A 21,324-nucleotide genomic window follows, 5' to 3' on the forward strand; every position below is an offset into this window, starting at 1 on the left:
AGTGTGCTGAAAAGAGGCCGCGGCCGCCGTAGCCCTAGCCCTACGCTTGCGCGACGCGTGCGTTGAGATGCTCGAGCGCAGCCTCGGCGCCGTTCCACCCCGGGATGCCGGTGACTCCCGGACCGGGGTGGGTGCACTGGCCGCACAGGTACAGTCCGTCGACCGGGGTGGCGAACTTGTCGGCTCCCTCGACGACGCGGCCGGTCCACAGTTGGTTGGGCTGCAGCAGGCCATGCGAGTAGTCACCGGCGTGCGCGCTGAAGGTGCTGCCGAAGTACCGGTTGGAGAACACGACGCGGTTGGTGACCGAGTCGGCGAACCCGGGCGCATACTTGTCGAAGATTCCCACGCAGGTATCCGCGTATTGCTCTTTCCAGCTTCGGTTTTCGTCGGCGTCCAGCCCGGTCGGGAAGTAGGGCGTGAAAATCGTTGCGCTGTGCTTACCTTCGGGCGCCAGCGACGAATCGACCATGCTGGGTATGTAGAGGTACGTGGGAGGTGCATCGGGTAACTGGCCCTTGCGGTATTGCTCCCACGCATCGCTGATGTATTCCGGCGACGGTGCGTAGGCGACGGTCGGACACCACTGGCCGTTGTCCTGCATATAGGGCTGCAGGCGCTCGATCCATTGCGGCGCTTGATCAATGGTGAGATGCGCCTGGATGTAGCCCAGGTTGAAATTGATCTCCTTGATCTTGCGGATGTAGTCGGGCGGAAAGTTCCGCGCGCCGGCCAGATTCACGAAGGTGGTGTACGGGTCGAGCGAGGACAGCACGGCGTCGGCGGAAATCGTTGTGCCATCGCGCAACTGGACCCCGGTGGCGCGCCCGCCCTCGACCAGGATCTCCTTGACGTGCTGCTTGAGCTGTACCTCGGCGCCCAGCGACTCGGCGCGCCGGCACAGCGCGGCGCTCAGTGCGCCGATGCCGCCGCGCGGCATGATGTATTCGACGTTGCCGCCACCGATCAGGTAGTGGTACAGCGTCGACGCATTCGAGCCCGGAGTCCAGGGACCGCCGTCGAACGCGTCAATGGACATCGCGGCCAGCGAGCCCTGGATGCAGCGGCCCTGATCGGGCGCCAAGAAGCGGCGGACCGTGTCCATCGTGCTGCCGTACCACATCTGGGCGAAGTCGTGACGGTCCGCAGCCGTGGGCTGGGAGGCGATCACCTCGATGATGTCGAGCGGTGGCCCGAAAGCCGAGTCGACGAAATACGGTGCGAATCGCCCGATGTGCGCGAACAGGCCGCCGAGGCCCGCCGCGACGTCGGCTCCGTGATCCTCGAGCAGATGACGCCCCATCCGTTCCAGGTCGTTGTACATCACGAACGGGGTGTCGGCCGCATCGCCGAAGGTGCACGTCGACGTCCACTGATCCATCAGCTCGAAGCCCCACTTGGTCAGCTCCAGGCGTTCGGTCATCTCCTGGCGCCAGATCAGCACGGCCCACGCGCCGACGCTGTGCTTGTAGCCGTCGAAGAGTTCCCGGGTCGCGGCCATCCCGCCGAGGAAGTGCGCACGCTCCAGAACGAGGACTTTCGCGCCGCCCTTCGCCAGCACATTCGCGGCGACTAAACCATTGTGACCTGCTCCGATGATGATCGCGTCATAGTCGGCCATGCTGACTCCTCCGGTGAAGATCGCTCGACAGAGGCACAATGTCATATCTGACATATTTGCGTCAATGGTGACATTTGGTGTCTGCTTACAGCGTGGAATCTCGTAGTCGGCGCACGCGTCAGGCGTTGTTGCAGGCGGCGATGAAGCGCTTCGTCGCCGATGGCGTGCACCAAACCAGCGTGTCCGACATCGCCGCCGACGTCGGGGTGACCGAGCGAACGTTCTATCGGCACTTCCCGTCCAAGCACGCGGTGATCTTTGCCGACTACGACATCGGCTTCGAATGGTTCGCTCGCGCGCTGGCGTTGCGCCCGCACGGGGAACCCATCACCGCGTCGGTGCGAAAAGCGGTGGACGCGTTTCCTTTTGACTTCGCGATGGTCCGTGAAGCGGCCACCATCCGGTCGCGCGACCTCGATCAGGACATCATCACCACGCACATTCGGCGGATGCGCGATCAGGTCGCCGACGAGATCGCCCGCTTCATCCACGAACGGTCCAAGCCGACCGCCGACGGCGCGATGATCGCTGACATCGCGGCGCACAGCCTGGCGACCGCGGTGTTCGTCGCCCTGGAAGCGTGGATGGGCAAGGGCGGGGAGGATATCGACGAACTGAGCCGCCTCACCGACATTGCGTTGAGCGCGCTGGAAGACGGGCTCACGCACACTTTGCGCGACGCCGGATTGGACTAAACTCGGATGAGACGCCGCGACACGTAGACACAACTACTTGTGTTGCCACGGGTTGTCGTACCCCAGGGGTAGTGTCTGGAGCCTGACATCCCTCAGGCAAAACGGCGTGTGAAGTGGGGTTCTGGTGACCGAAAACATGAAGCTGATCGACCGCGCTTCGGCGATCAACTGGAACCGGGTGCAAGACGAGAAGGACGCCGAGGTCTGGGACCGGCTGACCGGAAACTTCTGGCTGCCCGAGAAGGTGCCGGTGTCCAACGACATCCCGTCCTGGGGAACGCTGACCGCCAACGAGAAGCAGCTCACGATGCGCGTCTTCACCGGGCTGACGTTGCTGGACACCATCCAGGGCACCGTCGGTGCGGTCAGCCTGATTCCCGATGCGCTGACGCCGCACGAGCAGGCCGTCTACACCAACATCGCGTTCATGGAGTCGGTGCACGCCAAGAGCTACAGCTCGATCTTCTCCACGCTGTGCTCGACGGGCGAGATCGACGACGCGTTTCGCTGGTCGGAGGAGAACCCGAACCTGCAGCGCAAGGCCGAGATCGTCATGCAGTACTACCGGGGCGACGAGCCGCTCAAGCGCAAGGTGGCCTCCACGCTGTTGGAAAGCTTCCTGTTCTACTCGGGCTTCTACCTGCCCATGTACTGGTCGAGCCGGGCCAAGCTGACCAACACCGCCGACATGATCCGGTTGATCATCCGCGACGAGGCCGTGCACGGTTACTACATCGGCTACAAGTTCCAGAAGGGCCTGGCGCTGGTCGACGAGGTCAAGCGCGCCGAGCTCAAGGACTACACCTACGAATTGCTCTTCGAGCTCTACGACAACGAGGTGGAGTACACCCAGGATCTCTACGACGAGGTCGGGCTGACCGAGGACGTCAAGAAGTTCTTGCGCTACAACGCAAACAAGGCGCTGATGAACCTGGGTTACGAGGCGCTGTTCCCGCGTGACGAGACCGACGTGAACCCGGCGATCCTTTCCGCGCTCTCGCCCAACGCCGACGAGAACCACGACTTCTTCTCCGGCTCCGGGTCGTCGTACGTGATCGGCAAGGCCGTCAACACCACCGACGAGGACTGGGACTTCTAACGCCGCAGGTCGCCAGCCGGTGCGGAATCTGTTTTCCTGCAGGCTGATTGACGTTGCCCCGGGCAGGATGCCTGTATGCAGAGCAGTGAGAACAGCGTGGGCGCGGCAGACTTCCGTCGCGCCTTGGCGCTCATTCAGCACGGCGAGCGCGGCGACGAAGCGGGCATGCGCGTCATCATCGACGATGAAGTCATTCCGGCTGACCGGCTTCCGCAGCTGATCCGCGCTGCCGTGTCGATCCTGTGGCAACTGGTGGCGCAGCTGTGCGAGCCGGAAGAAGTCGCGGAGATCGGCGAAACCCTGACGCTGGCGTCTGCCTCCGACGAGGTCGATCTCGACCGCGACAACCGGCTGGTGGCCCGGATCGCCATGGCACAGCACTTGGAAGATCAGGGCGCCGAGTATGACGTGCTCCGCGACGCAGCCTCGGAGCCTGACGGTCTGGTCCAGCTCGCGCTCACCGCAGCCGGTGTCGTCTCCGCGCTTTTGCCCCAGCTACGCACCGATGTTGGCCGGCAACTGCTCAACAACTTGGCGATGCAAGCCCTGCGCGACGAGAACAGCTGATCGGCAATGCGGGCTTAGCTAATACCGCAGACCCCGGCGCCGGCCGGGCAGTCGATAGTGCACCCAGCGGTCGCGGAGGCGGCGAAGGCGAGAACCAGGGCGACGACGAGTTTGCTCGTGAGACCAGACATGACCACTCCGTTCTTCCGGGCCGGGCCCGGGCCCCCGTTGTCGGCTCGCTCATCGTAAATCGCTTCACCAGCAAACACGGCGGATTTCGAGGGAAGGCCCGCGGCGCCCCTTCCGATCGGTCCGCGCCGCGAATTTCAAGGGCCAGATGTTCAGGTCGTGAACGGCATATGAATAGTGACCATGGTGTGCCGCCACGGCGGCGCACCTACCGTGAGACTGAGTGGGTGTCGGAAACTCACTCTCACAAGCACGCGAAATTTCTCAAGTCAGTGATCCGCTGGCTTGACGTCGGCTACCCCCAAGGCGTTCCCGGCCCGGACCAGGTGGCGTTGTTCGCCCTGCTGCGGAGCACACCCCTTACCCAGGACCAGCTCGAAGAGGTCGCTCACAAGATCGCTGCGAAAGAGTCGCAGCCAGGAGCTGACGGCGTCGTCAGCCGCGAGGAGATCGCCCAGTTCATCACCAAGACCACCAACCACGACGCCGGCCGAGAGAACATTGCGCGCGTGGCCGCGACGCTGGCCGCCGCCGGCTGGCCGCTGGCCGGCATCGACGTCAGCGAGGTGATTCCCGGTGACGAGCACGGGGAGGCGGCTGAAGAGATCGCCTGCCGCCGCGACGACGTTCCCGAGGGCGTCTCACAGGGTTGAGATGTCGATGACGAAGCGGTAGCGCACGTCACTGGCAAGCACCCGCTCGTAGGCCTCGTTGACGTAATCCGCTTTGATGACCTCGATTTCGGGGGTCACATCGTGCTCGGCGCAGAAGTCGAGCATCTCCTGGGTTTCGGCGATGCCGCCGATGTTCGACCCGGACAGGCTGCGGCGTGCCAGCGCCAGCGGGAACGCCCCCACCTCCATGGGGTGCTCGGGGATGCCCAGCTCGACGAGCGTGCCGTCGACGTCGAGCAGGTTCACATAGTCATTGAGGTTCAGGTTCACCGAGACGGTGTTCAGGATCAGATCGAAGCTGCTGCGCAACTTCTTGAAGGTGTCGCGGTCGGCGGTCGCGTAGTAATTGCTGGCGCCCAACCGCAGCCCGTCTTCCATCTTCTTCAGTGACTGCGAGAGCACGCTCACCTCGGCACCCATCGCCGCGCCCAGCTTGACGCCCACGTGCCCGAGGCCACCTAGGCCGATGATCGCCAGCCGCGTGCCCGGGCCCGCTTTCCAGTGCCGAAGCGGCGAGAACAGCGTGATGCCCGCGCACAGCAGGGGTGCCGCTTTGTCGAGCGGGAGCGAGTCGGGGATGTGCAGCACGAAGTTTTCGTCGACGACGATCGCCTGGCTGTAGCCGCCCAGCGTCGGGGTGCCGTCCTTGTCGACGGAGTTGTAGGTGAAGGTCGCGCCCCGTTTGCAGTACTGCTCGAGGCCGGCCTTGCAGCTACTGCACTTGCCGCAGGAGTTCACCATGCACCCCACGCCGACGTGGTCGCCCACCTCGTGCTTGGTCACCTCGGAGCCGACGGCGGTCACCACGCCGGCAATCTCGTGGCCGACGACGACGGGGTAGTTCGGCATGCCCCACTCGCCTTTGGCGGTGTGGATGTCGGAGTGGCAGATCCCGGCGAACTTGATGTCGATCACGACGTCGTGCGGGCCCGGGTCGCGGCGGGTGATGGTGGTCTTGGTCAACGGTTCCGTCGCCGACGTGGCGGCATACGCGGAAACAGTGCTCATGGAAATCCCTCTTCGATTCGATTGCGTCCTAGAAAAGCTTAGCTAAGGTAAAGGTTTCAGGCCAATCGTGCCCGACCCGCATGTGAGCGTATGACGATGTGTGCGTACCTGACCTGCGGCGTTAGTTGATCGCGGCGTTGACCAGACGCAGGTCATCCACGATGCCGCGGGCGGCGATAACGCCCTCACCGGTCTGCCATACCTCGTCGTTGACGATGTAAACCCGGTTGTCGCGGTTGGCCGAGAGCTTGCGCCACGGGGCGCTGTCCAAGATCGTGGCGGCGCGGTCGGCGGCGGCGCGGGTGGCGCACGACATGTAGATGACGTCGGCATCGGCCGCCGAGAAATCCGGCGCCTTCGCCAGATCGGCGTCGGTGGCGCCGATCTCGATGTACGGCTTGTCGGTGAACCGCTGGGAAGCCGGCCGGTCCACCCCGACCGCGCTCAGCACACTGGCCGGAAAGTTGTTGGCGCCGTAGATCCGCAGGCTGTTGACGGTCAGCTGGACAACCGACGCCTGGAAATGGGCGGCGTCGTGACTGGCCCCGATCTGGCCGGCCCGTTGGGTGAAGCTACCGATCAACCCGTCGACGGCACCGCTGCGCGCCGTCGCGGAACCGACAATGCGCAGGTTGTCCTCCCACGCCGCACCGGGTGCCCCGGTGAACACCGTCGGGGCGATCGCGGCCAGCTTCGGATACGTCCGCGGCGTCAGCGCGACCGAGCCCAGGATCAGATCCGGGTGAAGCGCGGCGATCCCGCGCAGGTCGGGATTGTCCCGGGGGCCGACGCCGGGCAGCGCGTGCACGACGTCACCCAGATAGGACGGCTGACTCGACGAGTCGTCGGGCAGTGCCGCGGCGATCACTCGCGATTGCAGGCCAAGTGCGCACAACGCGTCGAGCTGGTCGCCGGAGAGGACCACGATGCGCTGCGCTTCCGCGGGCACCTGGACCGAGTCCGGAGTGACCCCGGCGACGTTGTGGGCCTGGTGAGTCGCCGACCCCGAATCGGCCGGCGCCGCGTCACGCGCGCACGACTCGTCGGGCTTGCGGTCGTTGCCCAGCACCCCCGCGCCGGCGATCTGCGTGGTGGGCGTTACCAGCGGTCGAGTCGACGGCCCTTTGGAACCGGACTGCCCGGACCCGCAACCGCTGCATGCCAGGACCGCGGCTGCCGCGATCGCGGCGACGGCCGCCAGTCGTCGTGTGATGGGTCCTTCGATGGGGCTCTGGGTGGGTCGCGTACCGCCGGATTGCACGCGTTCGACGCTAACATCTGACCAGCTGGGAACCGGTCCGCCGACGCGGCCGGCCGCCTGCGATGAGCCAATTACGACAGTTTGTAGGACCAGCACTGCCCGCGGCCAGATCGGGGGCTAAGATTCGAGGGAACCCCTGTCTGGGATGGATGTTTGGAGGAGCTGTTGACAGCCGAAGCGCCCCCGTTGGGAGAACTTGAGGCCGTTCGGCCGTACCCGGCCCGCACCGGTCCCAAAGGGAACCTGATCTACAAACTGATCACGACCACCGATCACAAGCTGATCGGCATCATGTACTGCGTCGCGTGCTTCATCTTCTTCTTCATCGGTGGGCTGCTCGCGCTGCTGATGCGTACCGAGTTGGCCGCGCCGGGTCTGCAGTTCTTGTCGAACGAACAGTTCAACCAGCTGTTCACCATGCACGGCACGATCATGCTGCTGTTCTATGCCACCCCGATCGTGTTCGGTTTCGCCAACCTGGTGCTGCCGCTGCAGATTGGCGCGCCTGACGTGGCATTCCCGCGGCTGAACGCCTTCTCGTTCTGGTTGTTCCTGTTCGGCGCCACCATCGCGATGGCCGGTTTCATCACGCCGGGCGGGGCCGCCGACTTCGGCTGGACCGCCTACACGCCGTTGACCGACGCGATCCACTCACCCGGGGCCGGCGGTGACCTGTGGATCATGGGCCTGGCCGTCGCGGGTCTGGGCACGATCCTCGGTGCGGTCAACATGATCACCACCGTGGTCTGCATGCGTGCCCCCGGGATGACGATGTTCCGGATGCCGATCTTCACCTGGAACATCCTGGTGACCTCGATCCTGGTGCTGATCGCCTTCCCGCTGCTGACCGCGGCGCTGTTCGGACTGGCCGCCGACCGCCACCTAGGCGCCCACATCTATGACTCGGCCAACGGCGGAGTTCTGTTGTGGCAGCACCTGTTCTGGTTCTTCGGCCACCCCGAGGTGTACATCATCGCGCTGCCGTTCTTCGGCATCGTCTCGGAGATCTTCCCGGTGTTCTCCCGCAAGCCGATCTTCGGTTACACCACGCTGGTGTATGCGACGCTGTCGATCGCCGCGCTCTCGGTCGCGGTGTGGGCGCATCACATGTTCGCCACCGGAGCCGTTCTGCTGCCGTTCTTCTCGTTCATGACCTATCTGATCGCGGTGCCGACCGGGATCAAGTTCTTCAACTGGGTCGGCACGATGTGGAAGGGCCAGTTGACCTTTGAGACGCCGATGCTGTTCTCGGTCGGCTTCATGATCACCTTCCTGCTGGGTGGACTGACCGGGGTGCTGCTGGCCAGCCCGCCGCTGGACTTCCACGTCACCGACAGCTACTTCGTGGTCGCGCACTTCCACTACGTGCTGTTCGGCACCATCGTGTTCGCCACCTACGCCGGCATCTACTTCTGGTTCCCCAAGATGACCGGGCGGCTGCTCGACGAGCGGCTGGGCAAGCTGCACTTCTGGCTGACGTTCATCGGTTTCCACACCACGTTCCTGGTGCAGCACTGGCTGGGTGACGAGGGCATGCCGCGCCGCTACGCCGACTACCTGCCCACCGACGGCTTCCAGGGGCTGAACATCGTCTCGACGGTCGGGGCCTTCATCCTCGGCGCCTCGATGTTCCCGTTCGTCTGGAACATCTTCAAGAGCTGGCGCTACGGCGAAGTGGTCACCGTCGACGACCCGTGGGGCTACGGCAACTCGCTGGAGTGGGCAACGAGTTGCCCGCCGCCGCGGCACAACTTCACCGAGCTGCCCCGAATCCGTTCGGAGCGACCGGCTTTCGAGCTGCACTACCCGCACATGGTGGAGCGCATGCGAGCCGAGTCGCACGTCGGTCGAAACCATGGCAGAGAAGGTCACGACGTCACCCGACTCGACGACGTAGACGTCCGCAGCTAATGGCCCATCGCGGGGGCAATCGCGAGTGAATACACCACCCAAGGTGTCGGTGCTGATCACCGTCACCGGCGTGGATCAACCGGGTGTGACGTCGGCGCTCTTTGACGCGCTGTCCGGGCACGGAATCGACCTGCTCAACGTCGAGCAGGTGGTGATCCGGGGCCGGCTGACGCTGGGTGTGCTGCTGTGCTGTCCACCGGACGTCGCCGACAGCATCGTGTCCGGCGACGATGTCGAGGACGCGATCCACGGGGTGGGCCTCGACGTCACGATCGAGCGCAGCGAGGCCGTGCCGATCATCCGCGAGCCCTCTACCCACACCATCTTCGTGCTGGGCCGGCCGATCACCGCCGGGGCGTTCGGCGCGGTGGCCCGGGAAGTGGCGGCGCTGGGTGTGAACATCGACCTGATCCGCGGCGTCTCCGACTACCCGGTGACCGGCCTGGAGTTGCGGGTCTCGGTGCCGTCGGGAGCCGACGGCCAGCTGCGGACCGCGCTGAACAAGGTGTCCTCCAACGAGGGCGTCGACGTGGCGGTCGAGGACTACAGCCTGGAGCGGCGGGCCAAACGGCTCATCGTGTTCGACGTCGACTCGACGCTGGTTCAGGGCGAGGTCATCGAGATGCTGGCGGCCAAGGCCGGCGCCGAAGGCAAGGTCGCCGCGATCACCGAGGCCGCGATGCGCGGTGACCTGGATTTCGCGGAATCGCTGCAGCAGCGGGTGGCGACCCTGGCGGGCCTGCCCGCCACGGTGATCGACGAGGTCGCCGACCAGCTGGAGCTGATGCCCGGCGCCCGGACCACCCTGCGGACACTGCGGCGCCTGGGCTATCACTGCGGCGTGGTGTCCGGCGGGTTCCGGCGGATCATCGAACCGCTTGCCGAGGAGCTGATGCTGGACTTCGTCGCCGCCAACGAGCTCGAGATCGTCGACGGCAAACTCACCGGCCGGGTGGTCGGCCAGATCATCGACCGCCCCGGCAAGGCCAAGGCGCTTCGCGACTTCGCCCATCAGGCGGGGGTGCCGATGGCGCAGACCGTTGCCGTCGGAGACGGCGCCAATGACATCGACATGCTGTCCGCGGCCGGGCTGGGGGTGGCGTTCAACGCGAAGCCGGCGCTACGGGCCGTCGCCGACGCGTCGCTGAGCAGTCCGTACCTGGACACGGTGCTGTTTCTGCTCGGCGTGACCCGCGGCGAGATCGAGGCCGCCGACGCCGTCGACGGCGAAGTGCGCCGCGTCGAGATTCCCCCCGAGTAGATGAGCTCTGAACCGACCCGGCAGCCGTCGCACTCGCGCGGTACGGCACGATAATCGGGTGCTCGAAACCGGCACTGCCGCAGCCGACCCCGATCTGTTGATCGACTTCAGGAACATCTCGCTGCGTCGCGGCGAGCACGTGATGGTCGGGCCGCTGGATTGGGCAGTCGAACTCGACGAGCGCTGGGTGATCATCGGTCCCAACGGGGCCGGCAAGACGTCACTGCTGCGCATCGCCGCGGCGGCCGAGCACCCGTCGTCCGGCATCGCCTTCGTGCTCGGCGAGCAGCTGGGCCGGGTCGACGTGTCGGAATTGCGGGCCCGGATCGGGCTCAGCTCATCGGCTTTGGCGCAGCGGATCCCCACCGATGAAGTCGTGCGGGATTTGGTCATCTCGGCCGGCTATGCGGTGCTGGGCCGCTGGCGGGAGCGCTACGAGGAGGTCGACCAGCAGCGGGCGCTCGACATGCTGGAGAGCCTGGGCGCCGAGCACCTCGCCGACCGCACCTACGGGACGCTGTCCGAAGGGGAACGCAAACGGGTGCTGATCGCGCGGGCGCTGATGACCGATCCCGAGCTGCTGCTGCTCGACGAACCCGCCGCCGGCCTGGATCTGGGCGGCCGCGAGGAATTGGTGTCCCGGCTGACCGACCTCGCCGCCGATCCCGACGCGCCCGCCCTGGTACTGGTCACCCATCACGTCGAAGAGGTTCCGCCCGGCTTCAGCCATTGCATGCTGCTGTCGGAGGGACGGGTAGTGGCGGCGGGATTGCTGCCCGACGTGCTGACCGCCGAAAACCTGTCCGCCGCATTCGGTCAGTCGATTGCCCTCGACGTCATCGACGGCCGGTACTTCGCGCGGCGCATCCGCACTCGCGCGGCTCACCGCAGGAGGCAGGAATGAGCACCACCCCCGAGCCGCTGCCGACCCGACCGGCCGCCACCGTGATGCTGGTCCGCGATGTACCCGGCGGCTTGAAGATCTTTCTGATGCGCCGCCATTCGAAGATGGAGTTCGCCCCGGGCACGATGGTTTTCCCCGGCGGCGGGGTGGACGACCGCGACCGCAATGCCGATATCGCGTGGGCCGGTCCGCCGCCGAGTTGGTGGGCAGAGCGGTTCGGCATCGAGACCGACCTGGCGGCGGCGCTGGTGTGCGCGGCGGCCCGGGAGACCTTCGAAGAATCCGGGGTGTTGTTCGCCGGCCCGGCCGGCCAGTCCCTTTCTGCACCGGACGGGATCGTCCGCGACGCCTCGGTCTATGCCGATGCCCGCCGTGCCCTGGACGACCGGACGCTGTCGTTCGCGGACTTCCTGCGCACCGAAAACCTGGTGCTGCGCTCCGACCTGCTGCGGCCGTGGGCCAACTGGGTCACCCCGGAGGCCGAACGCACCCGCCGCTACGACACCTACTTCTTTGTTGCGGCGCTGCCCGAGGGTCAGCGCGCCGACGGGGAGAACACCGAATCCGACCGGTCCGGCTGGGCGTTGCCGCAGGATGCCATCGACGACTTCGAGGCCGGTCGCAACATCCTGTTGCCGCCGACCTGGACCCAGCTGGACTCGCTGGCCGGCCGCAGCGTCGCCGACGTGCTGGCCGTCGAACGCCAGATCGTCACCGTGCAGCCGCTACTCGAGAAGCGGGGCGACAACTGGGTCTTCGAGTTCTTCGATTCCGACCGCTACCACCAGGCCCGCAAATCGGGCGGATCCATGGAGTGGCCGCTTTGAGCGAGTTCGTCCACGTCGTGGTCAGCGACGGCACGCAGGACGCCGGCCTTGCCGTCCTGCTGCTCTCGCGCCCGCCCACCAACACGCTGACCCGCCAGGTCTATCGGGAGATCGCGGCCGCGGCCGCCGAGGTGGGGCGCCGCGACGACGTCGCCGCGGTGATTCTCTTCGGCGGCCACCAGATCTTCTCCGCCGGCGACGACATGCCCGAGCTGGCGACACTGACCGCGGCCGAGGCCGACATCGCCGACCGGGTGCGCGCGGAGGCCGTCGATGCCGTCGCGGCCATACCGAAGCCCACCGTCGCCGCGGTCACCGGCTACGCCTTGGGTGCGGGCCTGACGCTGGCGTTGGCCGCCGATTGGCGGATCAGCGGCGACAACGTGAAGTTCGGCGCGACCGAGATCCTGTCCGGCCTGATCCCCGGTGGCGGCGGGATGACCCGCCTGACCCATGCGGCCGGGGTGAGTACGGCCAAGGAGTTGGTGTTCAGCGGGCGCGTCGTCGACGCCGAGGAGGCCCTGGAGCTGGGCCTGATCGACGAGATGGTGGCGCCGGACGACGTGTACGACGCCGCCGCGAATTGGGCGCGGCGCTTCCTCGACGGCCCGCGAGGCGCGCTGGCCGCCGCGAAAGCCGGCATCAATGCCGTTTTCGAACCTCGGGCCGACGACTTCGCCCCTTAGAGCCTCGGCATTGGGTCGGGATTTCTCAGGGCGACTTAATCGCTCACCGATTTCTCTTCGGACCCCGCCTGCGTCAGACCGACGGCGCCTCCGCACGGCAGTTCAGAATTAACTGGAAACCTTTCAATCAGTCCTGCCTTGGCCACGCCGAATAGTAAGCCCCTATTGCATTTTCGATGGCTCGCCCACGCTCATTAGGCTGCCAATCTGGCCCAAAATTGTTCACCATCTCGTTGATGAGGACGTCCACCACGGCGCGAGTCTGTTCGCTGCTCGGCTCTTGTGTCGCGCGAAGTTCAGTCAGCATTGTCGGGTTCAGGCGTGTCAATTCGTCGATGATCACCGCGCGATGCTCCGGTGAGGTGGCGTCCAGAACATTTCTCACGGGTGTCTGTATCCGTTTCGGTTCTTAGCCCAGGCGGTCACCACTTGGCCGTCCTTATTCGGCACGACAACCGCGTCTGGGCCTTCGCATACGTACGAACCGCGGCCCTGGTCGTCCAGCTTAAATCTCGGTGGATTGACGGGGTGCTGGACTGCATCGTTGAGCGCGCCGTCGTTGACGCGAATTGGGCGCGGCGCTTCCTGGACGGCCCGCGCCACGTGCTGGCCGCCGCGAAGGCCGGGGTTTCTGAGACCAACCTCTGAGACGGTGCGGCCCGAAAAAGATGGCGAGGGTTGTCAACGCTGGCTGGGTGTCTCGAATGTGGTCTGTTCCGAGACGTGACTGCGCTACGACGGCCGTCTCAACGATGGTTCAGCGAAATTAACCCAATGAGGGAGGCGAGTAGTCCCGGAATTCGGTCATTAGCCCGGCGACGATGTCTTGCACTTCGTTCTCTTCGTCCTGACTCAACTGGACCCGTCCGTCATCAAGCACTAAAGCATAAATGATTTCAAGCTGACCCCACTGTCGGAGTAATGACTTCGTCCAGGATGGGTCCGCGATATCACCGAGCGTTCGGATTATCGACTTGAGGTCTCGATCCAATTGTTCGAGTTGTGCGAAACCGCCGCTGTAATTGTTTAGACACTCTATCGCCAGTTGTCGGAGTAGGGCGACGCGGTCTTCTGGACTCTCGTCAGTCGTCATCGCAGGTCTCCATAACTTACCGTGACGATTGATCCACTCGGAGCTTGCACGACACTGATGTTGTTGGCGGGATCATAAAAAACCGTTGTGCCTCCTCTGCTAGGCGCCGACAGTCCGGTTCGAAGAACATTGTTCACGACACTCGCGGGAATACCGTCACTTTGCATTTCGTCGAGTGCGTGTCCGCTAAACGATCTCCCATCAATTACCGCGGGAGCGTTTGTTCCGCGTGGGACATCCATTGGGCTGCCGCGCTTGCCGGTCGGCGCGGACGGCTGCGGTGGGCCCTTTCCTCCGATCGGACCGCCGCCGCCCTGGACCGTTCCGGTTTTCGGATCGAACTGGGTGGGACCCGGCGTGACCGGCTCGAATGGCCCATGCGCGGGTTGATCGGTGTAGGGGTCCCACTCGTGGTCCAGCTTGAAACCGGCGCCGAGCGCCCGAGCCATGGGTGGCGCTTGCGGTTCAGCGAAAGAGACACTGTTCAAAGGTGCGCTGGCGGTGGTGATCTTGGCGGCGATTGCTTCGTCGTGGGCGACGAGTTGTGCGGCGCGTTGTTGGATGTCGGCGGCGTACTGCTGCGCTTGGGCCTGAGCTGCCACACCGGATCGCGTCGGCGTTACCGAAAGGTCTTCGCCCACAACGTATCCGGCGCTGCTGGCTTCCTCGACCGCATCCAGCACGCTGCGCTTGGCGGAATCGAGCGTCTCAGCTCCACGGCGAGCTATCGCTGCGGATTCGTGCAGGACATCAGCCAGCCCTCGTACCTTCACAAGATCGGCGAATGCTCGTTCCTGAGCCGCCTCGGCAGCGACACCCTCCCACACCGTCCCACCCGGCGACACAGTAGCCCGATGAATCGAAGTGAATGAGGACTCCCAATGCCCGGCAGTAGCTTTCCAGTCCGTGGCTGCACTTTCTAAGTGCGCGACATCCCAGGCTTGGATCTCGGCGAAGGACGGCACTCCCACGCCACCGACCCCCGACACTGGTCACACCTGGGGTATCGAGGTACCGATAGCGGCGGCTCGCTGTGCACCGGCAGCGTCCGTCATTGCAAACTCGGCGCCCGCCACGGCCGACTTGATTGCGCTTGTTTGCGCTCGTCGGGCTAAGACGGTGATGGCTCCGTGAAGGGCCGCATGAGCAGCACCGACGGCTCCAGACGTCGCCTGGATTGGCAGCCCAACTCTGGGCAGCGGAGTCGCCGCCACCAACTCCGCCGACACCATCTCACAATGCGCAGCCAATACCTCCAGCCCCGCATCACTGACCCGAAAAACCTCGGCCACATCGTTGAGTTTAGGCCGACACCGCCGCTTGGCACTTCACCTCATGCCGGGGCGGATTCCGCCGGCGTCATCGCCGGGGCCAGATACCCCGAATCCGCCAGGCAGTTAGGCTGCCCTGCATGACGAGCAGTTCGAAGACCGACCCTGACGCGGCTCCCAACCCGCATGCCACGGCCGAGCAGGTGGCCGCCGCGAGGCTCGACAGCAAACTCGCGCAGGTGCTCTACCACGACTGGGAAGCGGAGAGCTACGACGACAAGTGGTCGATCTCCTACGACCAGCGTTGCGTCGACTACGCGCGGGGCCGGTTCGACGCGATCGTGCCCGACGAGGTCATCGCGGAGCTGCCCTATGACCGCGCCCTCGAACTGGGCTGTGGGACCGGGTTTTTCCTGCTCAACCTGATCCAGTCCGGTGTCGCGCGGCGCGGATCGGTCACCGACCTGTCACCCGGCATGGTGAAGGTCGCCACCCGCAACGGGCAATCGCTGGGACTCGACATCGACGGCCGGGTCGCCGACGCCGAGGGCATCCCGTACGACGACAACACCTTCGACCTGGTGGTCGGGCATGCCGTGCTGCACCACATTCCCGATGTCGAGCTGTCGCTGCGTGAGGTGATCCGGGTGCTCAAGCCCGGCGGCCGGTTCGTGTTCGCCGGCGAGCCGAGCACCGTCGGCAATGGCTACGCCCGCGGGCTGGCCGACCTGACGTGGAACATCACCATCCGAGCCGTGAAGCTGCCGGGACTGGGCGGCTGGCGGCGGCCGCAGGCCGAGATCGACGAGAACTCACGAGCGGCGGCCCTGGAGTGGGTGGTCGATCTGCACACCTTCGAGCCGAAAGACCTGGAGCGGATGGCGTCCAGCGCCGGCGCCGTGCAGGTTCGCACCGCCAGCGAGGAGTTCACCGCCGCGATGTTCGGCTGGCCGGTGCGCACCTTCGAAGCGACCGTACCGCCCGGGCGGCTGGGCTGGGGTTGGGCGAAATTCGCCTTTACCGGCTGGAAGGCGCTGAGCTGGGTCGATGCCAACATTTGGCGGCACGTGGCGCCCAAGGGCTGGTTCTACAACGTGATGGTCACCGGGGTCAAACCCTCCTGAGCGCTGGCCTGCGCTTCACCACCGCCGACGTCGTCTACCTGCGGTCGGAACCGGGTGTCGCGGCGCTTGCCGCGGTCGCCGAATTCCCGTTGACGGACGCCACCCGGATCGCCGATATCGCCGCAGCGCGCGCCCGCTTCGGCGACCGGGCCCGGGTGCTGGTGGAAACCACGCTGCTGCGCCGGCGTGCCACCGAGAAGCTGGGCCAGTTGAGTGACGTGTCGTGCTGGCTCTTCACCGACGAGGCACTGCAGCAAGCCACCGCGGCGCCGGTGGCGGCGCACCGGGCACGAAGGCTCGCGGCGGCCGGCGCTCTCGTGCACGACGCGACCTGTTCGATCGGTACCGAAGTGGCGGCGCTGCGCGACGCCGGCGCTGACGCGGTGGGCAGCGATATCGACCCGGTGCGGCTGGCGATGGCTGCCCACAACCTGGGCGCCGGCGCGCGTCTGTGCCGCGCCGACGCCCTGCACCCGGTGACCCGCGACGCGGTGGTCGTCGTCGACCCGGCGCGCCGTCGCGGTGGGCAGCGCCGGTTCAATCCCGCTGACTACCAGCCCGGCCTCGCCGAGCTGATCGACTGCTACCGGGGCCGCGATCTCGTCGTAAAGTGTGCTCCCGGAATCGATTTCGACCACGTAGCACGCCTCGGTTTCGACGGCGAGATCGAGGTAACGTCCCATCGCGGGTCGGTGCGCGAAGCGTGCCTGTGGTCGGGTCGGCTGGCCGAGCCCGGGGTTCGCCGGCGGGCGAGTGTCCTCGATCGCGGCGAAAAGCTGACCGACGCCGAGCCCGACGACTGTCCGGTGCGGCCGGCCGGGCGCTGGATCGTCGACCCGGACGGCGCCGTGGTGCGGGCCGGCCTGGTGCGCCACTACGGCGCGCGGCACGGGCTGTGGCAACTCGATCCCGACATCGCCTACCTGTCCGGCGACCGGTTGCCGGCGGGCGTCCGCGGCTTCGAGGTGCTCGAGCAGTTGGAGTTCGATGAGCGCCGGCTCCGCCACGCCCTGTCCGCGGCCGATTGCGGGGCGCTGGAGATTCTGGTGCGCGGTGTGCAGGTCGATCCCGACGCGTTGCGGCGCCGGCTGCGGCCCCGCGGCGGCCAGTCCTTGTCGGTGGTGATCACCCGCATCGGCACCGGGCCCGCCGCCCGTGCGACGGCCTATGTCTGCCGTCCGTCGCGGTAGCGCCCTGTACGCTGTCGGCGGTCACTTTCCGGGGGACCTCGCCAGTTGAAGTCGACGAGGACAATTCGAGTTATGCGTTATCTGATCGCGGCCGCGGTGCTGATTACCGCGGCTCTGCTGGGCTGGCCGGCAGCTGCCGAGCCGCCAACCTGCGCCAGTCTGGGCGGAACCGTCGAGGCCGGGCAGCTGTGCCACGTGCGCGGCACTGGCCCGATGTACACGCTCACCATGACCTTTCCGGCCGACTACCCCGACCAGCAGCCGCTGGACGACTACATCACCCAAAACCGCGACGGTTTCATCGCGGTCGCGCAGACGTCCGGGCCGCGTGACCAGCCCTATCAAATGGAGGCGACGACCGAGCAACACAGCGCCGGTGAACCGCCGCACAACACCCGCAGCGTGGTGCTCAAGTTCTTCCAGGACGTCGGCGGATCGCACACGTCCACCTGGTACAAGGCGTTCAATTACAACCTCGGGACCAAGCAGCCCATCACGTTTGACAACCTGTTCGCCCCGAACACGTCGCCGCTGGACGCGATCTTCCCGCTGGTCCAGCGCGAGCTGGAACGGCAGAACGCGCTGGGTGCCGCGATATTGCCCTCGTCGGGCCGCGACCCCTCGCACTATCAGAACTTCGCCATCACCGACGACCAGCTGATCTTCTATTTCGCTCCGGGGGAGATGCTGCCGGCCTTCGCCGGCCCGTGCCAAGCCTCGGTGGCCCGCAACGCGATCCCGCCGCTGGCCATTTAGGCCGGGGCGAAGCCGTATACCTGACCGTCACTGGTCGCGGCCACCACCCGGCGATCGTTGCCGACCGCTAGTCCGAGGGGGTAGCCGGTGGCCGCTGGAAGCGGATAGCTGTTGATCGTGTGGCCGTTGCCCGGATCGAACGCCAGCAGCGACATCCCCGCAGCGTCGGGGCCGCCGGCGACCGCGTAGCCGACGCCGCTGCCGGCCAGGGCCGGTGACGACAACGGGGTGACGTCGTCGCGGCGCCAGGCCTGATCGGCATGATCGCCGCCGTCTTTGAAGGCCACCAGCCGGGTGTCGGGCCCACCGCCGGACACGATCAGTCCCTGCGGGGTGACCGCGGGCGGCGTCTGGGCCAAAAACCCCAACGGCACCGACCACTTCGGTTTCCCGTCGGCGGCGGCCAGGGCCCACAAGCGTTGGTCGCGGCCGTTGACGTAGACGGTCGATCCGTTGGCGGACAGCACCGGGCTGGCAATGACGCCGGCGCCGACGGCGTCGCTGGTCCACTCGCGGGTCAGCAGCGGAGTCTGGCCGCGGTGGTATTTGAGCCCGACCAGTCCGGCCGCCGGAGCGCCCGGCTGCCAGACACCGAGCACCGCCATCCCACTGGCCGCCGAGAAGGCGGGTGCGGCAGCGACCGGGCAGCCTTGGCGCGCCGGGGCGCAATCGGCCAGCCCGCGCGTCGCATCCGTCGGGTCGATCCCGTCCACCAGGTCCAGCGGACTGCCGACCACCATGCCGCGATGCGCGTCGAAAACCAGCACCTGCCCCAGGTGTGTGCTGACCAGTAGTTGACCATCCCCGAGAAACCTTGGGGTGGAAGGCATTCCGATCACCGGCTGACGCCACCGGGTCCACTGTGTCACCGGGAAGGACAGGAAAGCTCCCGGCTGGCCGACATACAGATTGTCGAAACCGTCGAACAGGGGACCGCCGAAGCCGCCGCCTTGGAACAGCCGCACGCACCAGCGTTGCCGCCCCTTGTCGTTGTTCTCCCACTCCATCAGCGAACATCCGGCCGGGGTTTGCGCGTTCAGGGCGAGGTAATTGCTCGAGCTGAGCGCGGCTCCGGCGCCCAGGCTGCCCTTGACCGACCGGGTCCATTGCAGTGACAGCTTGTTGGCGCCGCCCGTCGTCGTGTAGCTGCTGTTGGCCGCGTCGCCGTACTGCGCCGACCAGCCTTGCGCGGCCGCGGCCTGCACCCACGAGTCGGTGTTGCCGCAACCGCCGAGCCCTACCGCGAGCACGGCCGTCAGTACTACGGATGAGCAACGCCGAAGCCCACTGACGAGTTGTCGGGCAAGCACCTTCGGTTTCCCAGATCCTTCTTTCAGCGCGGGCCGCTCGAGGGCGGACCCGGCTGTTCGGCAGCGATTGAGTACAGGTGAGGGTAACCCGTGGCGGTTCGCGTGCTCGTCATTGACCGCGTTAGGCTTTCGGGCTGTGACGAGCATGTGGGGTGCCCCCGTCCATCGCCGCTGGCGGGGCCACCGGCTGCGTGACCCACGCCAGGCTAAGTTCTTGACGCTGGCTTCGCTGAGGTGGGTGCTGAGGAACCGTGCCTACACGCCGTGGTACCTGGTGCGCTATTGGCGGCTGCTGAAATTCAAGCTAGCCAACCCGCACATCATCACCCGCGGAATGGTGTTCATCGGTAAGGGCGTCGAGATCCACGCGACCCCCGAGCTGGCGCAGCTGGAGATCGGCCGCTGGGTGCACATCGGCGACAAGAACACGATCCGCGCGCACGAGGGCTCGCTGCGGTTCGGCGACAAGGTGGTGCTGGGTCGCGACAACGTGATCAACTGCTACCTCGACATCGAACTCGGCGATTCGGTGCTGATGGCGGACTGGTGCTACGTCTGCGATTTCGACCACCGGATGGATGACATCACGCTGCCCATCAAGGATCAGGGCATCATCAAGTCGCCGGTCCGGATCGGGCCGGACACGTGGGTCGGGGTGAAGGCGACGGTGCTGCGCGGAACGTCGATCGGGCGCGGCTGCGTGCTCGGTTCACACGCGGTGGTTCGCGGCGTCGTCCCCGACTACTCGATCGCGGTCGGTGCGCCGGCCAAGGTGGTCAAGAACCGGCAGCTGTCCTGGGAGAGCTCGGCCGCGCAGCGCGCCGAATTGGCCGCTGCCCTGGCCGATATCGAACGCAAGAAGGCGGCCCACTGACCCCGCCGGGCACGGGTACCAGGCCGGCACGTCCCGGGTGGGATGTGGCGCTGTCCATCGTGCTGATGGTGGTTGCGGTCGTCGGCTGGGGCGTGGCCGCGGGCATGGAGTTCATGTTCCTGGCCTTCACGGACTACTGCCCGCCCGAGCATTGCAGCGCGGACCGCGCCGCCACGTCCGTCTTGGTGTCCGTATCGGTGGCGGCCGCGTGTGTGGTCATCGGGTGTATCGCGACGGTCGTCCAACTGGTTCGCCGACGGTGGGCCTGGCCCTACGCTGTCGCGACGTTAGGCACGTCCGGCCTGGCCGAACTGCTTGGCATCGTGGGTTACTTTGCGGCGGTTGGCCATTGATCGTTGTGGGCGGGTGTTACGGCGCTGACGGCTGGTCGTCGACGACGAAGTGGTAGTCGACCGTGCCGGCGTCGACGCCCGTGACGGACACGTTCACCCCGTAGGTCTTGCCGTCGGTGACCAGCTTGCAGCGCAGCGTCGCGCCCGCCACGCCCTTCAGGTTGTCGGGGCACTTCACCGATTCGGGCTTGCTTCCCACCTGCTGCGTGAGGTTGTCGCTGATCGCCTGCTCGACCTGGCTCTTGTCCACCGTTTCCACCATGTCGAACTTGACGTCGCTGCCGTTGACGCTGGTCACAGTCACATTGACGTTGTAGGGGGAGCCTTTGACCTTCATCGAGCAGTTCAGCTGAGCGCCGACGTTCGCGGGCAGATCGCCCGGGCAGTCGACCGACTCGGGCTTGTTGCCCTGGGCATCGGTCATCTTCTGGGTGATCTGGCTCGCGACATCGCTCTTGGCGACCGCGTGCGACGACGATCCGATCGAACACGAGCAGGCGCCGGCGCTGGCCATCAGCCCCGCGGCAGCCCCTGACACCAGCAACGTCCGAACGATCGAGTGGGCCATATCGCCTCCCTGGCGCATTGACAACTGTGAATCGGCTGATAATTACATGCCAAACAGCTTCGGTAGGTGATTTCGGCAAAAGATTGTTTCGGTACCGCACCACGCTGTGCTCCGACGGCGGCGCCCGCTCCGGCGAGCCGCC

21 protein-coding genes and 1 pseudogene are annotated in these 21,324 nt (G+C 66.1%); 14 read left to right on the forward strand and 8 right to left on the reverse strand.

The genetic code is table 11. From position 1 onward, the window contains the following. Positions 1-40: 40 nt before the first annotated feature. The gene (locus ACZY0B_RS06780; RefSeq protein WP_463763263.1) at positions 41-1,621 is read right to left on the reverse strand and encodes a phytoene desaturase family protein; all 1,581 of its coding nucleotides are present in this window, start codon (positions 1,619-1,621) and stop codon (positions 41-43) included. Between the two features lie 77 nt (positions 1,622-1,698). On the opposite strand from ACZY0B_RS06780, the gene ACZY0B_RS06785 reads away from it, so the two are divergent. The 4 genes from ACZY0B_RS06785 (at position 1,699) to ACZY0B_RS06800 (ending at position 4,764) form a co-directional block, all read left to right on the forward strand. After that, the gene (locus tag ACZY0B_RS06785) at positions 1,699-2,316 is read left to right on the forward strand and encodes a TetR/AcrR family transcriptional regulator (RefSeq protein WP_463763264.1); all 618 of its coding nucleotides are present in this window, start codon (positions 1,699-1,701) and stop codon (positions 2,314-2,316) included. Between the two features lie 124 nt (positions 2,317-2,440). After that, a complete protein-coding gene (gene nrdF, locus ACZY0B_RS06790) occupies positions 2,441-3,415 on the forward strand; it encodes a class 1b ribonucleoside-diphosphate reductase subunit beta (protein ID WP_463763265.1) in 975 nt (324 codons plus the stop codon). Positions 3,416-3,490: 75 nt separating this feature from the next. Next, entirely contained in the window at positions 3,491-3,982 is a 492-nt protein-coding gene (locus ACZY0B_RS06795) for a hypothetical protein (RefSeq protein ID WP_463763266.1), read from the forward strand. Positions 3,983-4,338: 356 nt separating this feature from the next. After that, positions 4,339-4,764: a DUF3349 domain-containing protein gene (locus ACZY0B_RS06800; RefSeq protein ID WP_463763267.1), complete on the forward strand. Its 426-nt coding sequence runs from the start codon at positions 4,339-4,341 to the stop codon at positions 4,762-4,764. Here the strand turns inward: ACZY0B_RS06800 and ACZY0B_RS06805 are convergent. Both ACZY0B_RS06805 and ACZY0B_RS06810 read right to left on the reverse strand, forming a co-directional pair. Beyond that, positions 4,753-5,793, reverse strand: coding sequence for an NAD(P)-dependent alcohol dehydrogenase (locus ACZY0B_RS06805; protein ID WP_463763268.1), 1,041 nt, complete (start codon positions 5,791-5,793; stop codon positions 4,753-4,755). The two genes, ACZY0B_RS06800 and ACZY0B_RS06805, sit on opposite strands and share 12 nt — an antisense overlap. 121 nt (positions 5,794-5,914) lie before the next feature. Next, on the reverse strand, positions 5,915-6,994 hold the full coding sequence (locus ACZY0B_RS06810) for an iron-siderophore ABC transporter substrate-binding protein (protein WP_463763379.1): 1,080 nt from the start codon (positions 6,992-6,994) through the stop codon (positions 5,915-5,917). 225 nt (positions 6,995-7,219) lie between these two features. On the opposite strand from ACZY0B_RS06810, the gene ctaD reads away from it, so the two are divergent. From ctaD to ACZY0B_RS06835, 5 genes and pseudogenes are all read left to right on the forward strand, one after another. After that, positions 7,220-8,965 (forward strand): aa3-type cytochrome oxidase subunit I, encoded by a 1,746-nt coding sequence (gene ctaD / locus ACZY0B_RS06815; RefSeq protein ID WP_463763269.1) that lies wholly within the window; start codon positions 7,220-7,222, stop codon positions 8,963-8,965. 25 nt (positions 8,966-8,990) lie between these two features. Further along, complete coding sequence (serB, locus tag ACZY0B_RS06820; RefSeq protein ID WP_463763270.1) at positions 8,991-10,226, forward strand: phosphoserine phosphatase SerB; 1,236 nt, start codon at positions 8,991-8,993, stop codon at positions 10,224-10,226. Between the two features lie 7 nt (positions 10,227-10,233). Next, complete coding sequence (locus tag ACZY0B_RS06825) at positions 10,234-11,130, forward strand: ABC transporter ATP-binding protein (RefSeq protein WP_463763380.1); 897 nt, start codon at positions 10,234-10,236, stop codon at positions 11,128-11,130. Then, the gene (locus ACZY0B_RS06830; RefSeq protein ID WP_463763271.1) at positions 11,127-11,957 is read left to right on the forward strand and encodes an NUDIX hydrolase; all 831 of its coding nucleotides are present in this window, start codon (positions 11,127-11,129) and stop codon (positions 11,955-11,957) included. The genes ACZY0B_RS06825 and ACZY0B_RS06830 overlap by 4 nt, the downstream gene beginning before the upstream one ends. Beyond that, positions 11,954-12,616 (forward strand): annotated as a pseudogene (locus ACZY0B_RS06835) (enoyl-CoA hydratase); the annotation flags it as partial. The gene ACZY0B_RS06830 and the pseudogene ACZY0B_RS06835, both read left to right, overlap by 4 nt. A 154-nt stretch (positions 12,617-12,770) precedes the next feature. Here the strand turns inward: ACZY0B_RS06835 and ACZY0B_RS06840 are convergent. From ACZY0B_RS06840 to ACZY0B_RS06850, 3 genes are all read right to left on the reverse strand, one after another. Next, positions 12,771-12,986: a hypothetical protein gene (locus tag ACZY0B_RS06840; RefSeq protein ID WP_463763272.1), complete on the reverse strand. Its 216-nt coding sequence runs from the start codon at positions 12,984-12,986 to the stop codon at positions 12,771-12,773. Positions 12,987-13,409: 423 nt separating this feature from the next. Then, positions 13,410-13,736, reverse strand: a complete 327-nt coding sequence (locus tag ACZY0B_RS06845; protein ID WP_463763273.1) for a hypothetical protein — start codon at positions 13,734-13,736, stop codon at positions 13,410-13,412. Further along, positions 13,733-14,701: a WXG100 family type VII secretion target gene (locus ACZY0B_RS06850; RefSeq protein ID WP_463763274.1), complete on the reverse strand. Its 969-nt coding sequence runs from the start codon at positions 14,699-14,701 to the stop codon at positions 13,733-13,735. Before ACZY0B_RS06850 ends, ACZY0B_RS06845 begins: the two co-directional genes overlap by 4 nt. A 446-nt stretch (positions 14,702-15,147) precedes the next feature. Here ACZY0B_RS06850 and ACZY0B_RS06855 point away from each other — a divergent pair, with 446 nt between their 5' ends. The 3 genes from ACZY0B_RS06855 to ACZY0B_RS06865 all read left to right on the forward strand — a co-directional run bounded on the left by ACZY0B_RS06855 (position 15,148) and on the right by ACZY0B_RS06865 (position 18,077). After that, complete coding sequence (locus tag ACZY0B_RS06855; RefSeq protein WP_463763275.1) at positions 15,148-16,131, forward strand: class I SAM-dependent methyltransferase; 984 nt, start codon at positions 15,148-15,150, stop codon at positions 16,129-16,131. Continuing rightward, positions 16,089-17,321 (forward strand): THUMP-like domain-containing protein, encoded by a 1,233-nt coding sequence (locus tag ACZY0B_RS06860; RefSeq protein WP_463763382.1) that lies wholly within the window; start codon positions 16,089-16,091, stop codon positions 17,319-17,321. The genes ACZY0B_RS06855 and ACZY0B_RS06860 overlap by 43 nt, the downstream gene beginning before the upstream one ends. A gap of 72 nt (positions 17,322-17,393) precedes the next feature. Beyond that, on the forward strand, positions 17,394-18,077 hold the full coding sequence (locus ACZY0B_RS06865) for an esterase (protein ID WP_463763276.1): 684 nt from the start codon (positions 17,394-17,396) through the stop codon (positions 18,075-18,077). Here the strand turns inward: ACZY0B_RS06865 and ACZY0B_RS06870 are convergent. Continuing rightward, complete coding sequence (locus tag ACZY0B_RS06870; protein WP_463763277.1) at positions 18,074-19,387, reverse strand: outer membrane protein assembly factor BamB family protein; 1,314 nt, start codon at positions 19,385-19,387, stop codon at positions 18,074-18,076. The genes ACZY0B_RS06865 and ACZY0B_RS06870 overlap by 4 nt on opposite strands. Positions 19,388-19,523: 136 nt before the next feature. Between ACZY0B_RS06870 and ACZY0B_RS06875 the strand changes: the two genes are divergently transcribed. Both ACZY0B_RS06875 and ACZY0B_RS06880 read left to right on the forward strand, forming a co-directional pair. Further along, on the forward strand, positions 19,524-20,261 hold the full coding sequence (locus ACZY0B_RS06875) for an acyltransferase (protein WP_463763278.1): 738 nt from the start codon (positions 19,524-19,526) through the stop codon (positions 20,259-20,261). Positions 20,262-20,305: 44 nt separating this feature from the next. Continuing rightward, positions 20,306-20,614 carry a hypothetical protein gene (locus tag ACZY0B_RS06880; RefSeq protein WP_463763279.1) on the forward strand — a complete coding sequence of 103 codons (309 nt, stop codon included), beginning with the start codon at positions 20,306-20,308 and terminating at the stop codon, positions 20,612-20,614. 16 nt (positions 20,615-20,630) lie between these two features. On the opposite strand, the gene ACZY0B_RS06885 is transcribed toward ACZY0B_RS06880, so the two are convergent. Continuing rightward, entirely contained in the window at positions 20,631-21,182 is a 552-nt protein-coding gene (locus tag ACZY0B_RS06885) for an anti-apoptotic protein (RefSeq protein WP_463763280.1), read from the reverse strand. Between the last annotated feature and the right edge of the window lie 142 nt (positions 21,183-21,324).

This window comes from Mycobacterium sp. IDUB_19, from assembly GCF_055419445.1.

What these genes read in the sequence shown, in the direction of transcription:
- ACZY0B_RS06855 (WP_463763275.1), top strand. Translation starts at nt 15,148, where the DNA reads ATGACGAGCAGTTCGAAGACCGACCCTGACGCGGCTCCCAACCCGCAT.
- ACZY0B_RS06780 (WP_463763263.1), bottom strand. Translation starts at nt 1,621, where the DNA reads ATGGCCGACTATGACGCGATCATCATCGGAGCAGGTCACAATGGTTTA.
- ACZY0B_RS06845 (WP_463763273.1), bottom strand. Translation starts at nt 13,736, where the DNA reads ATGACGACTGACGAGAGTCCAGAAGACCGCGTCGCCCTACTCCGACAA.
- ACZY0B_RS06865 (WP_463763276.1), top strand. Translation starts at nt 17,394, where the DNA reads ATGCGTTATCTGATCGCGGCCGCGGTGCTGATTACCGCGGCTCTGCTG.
- ACZY0B_RS06830 (WP_463763271.1), top strand. Translation starts at nt 11,127, where the DNA reads ATGAGCACCACCCCCGAGCCGCTGCCGACCCGACCGGCCGCCACCGTG.
- ACZY0B_RS06885 (WP_463763280.1), bottom strand. Translation starts at nt 21,182, where the DNA reads ATGGCCCACTCGATCGTTCGGACGTTGCTGGTGTCAGGGGCTGCCGCG.
- ACZY0B_RS06795 (WP_463763266.1), top strand. Translation starts at nt 3,491, where the DNA reads ATGCAGAGCAGTGAGAACAGCGTGGGCGCGGCAGACTTCCGTCGCGCC.
- ACZY0B_RS06805 (WP_463763268.1), bottom strand. Translation starts at nt 5,793, where the DNA reads ATGAGCACTGTTTCCGCGTATGCCGCCACGTCGGCGACGGAACCGTTG.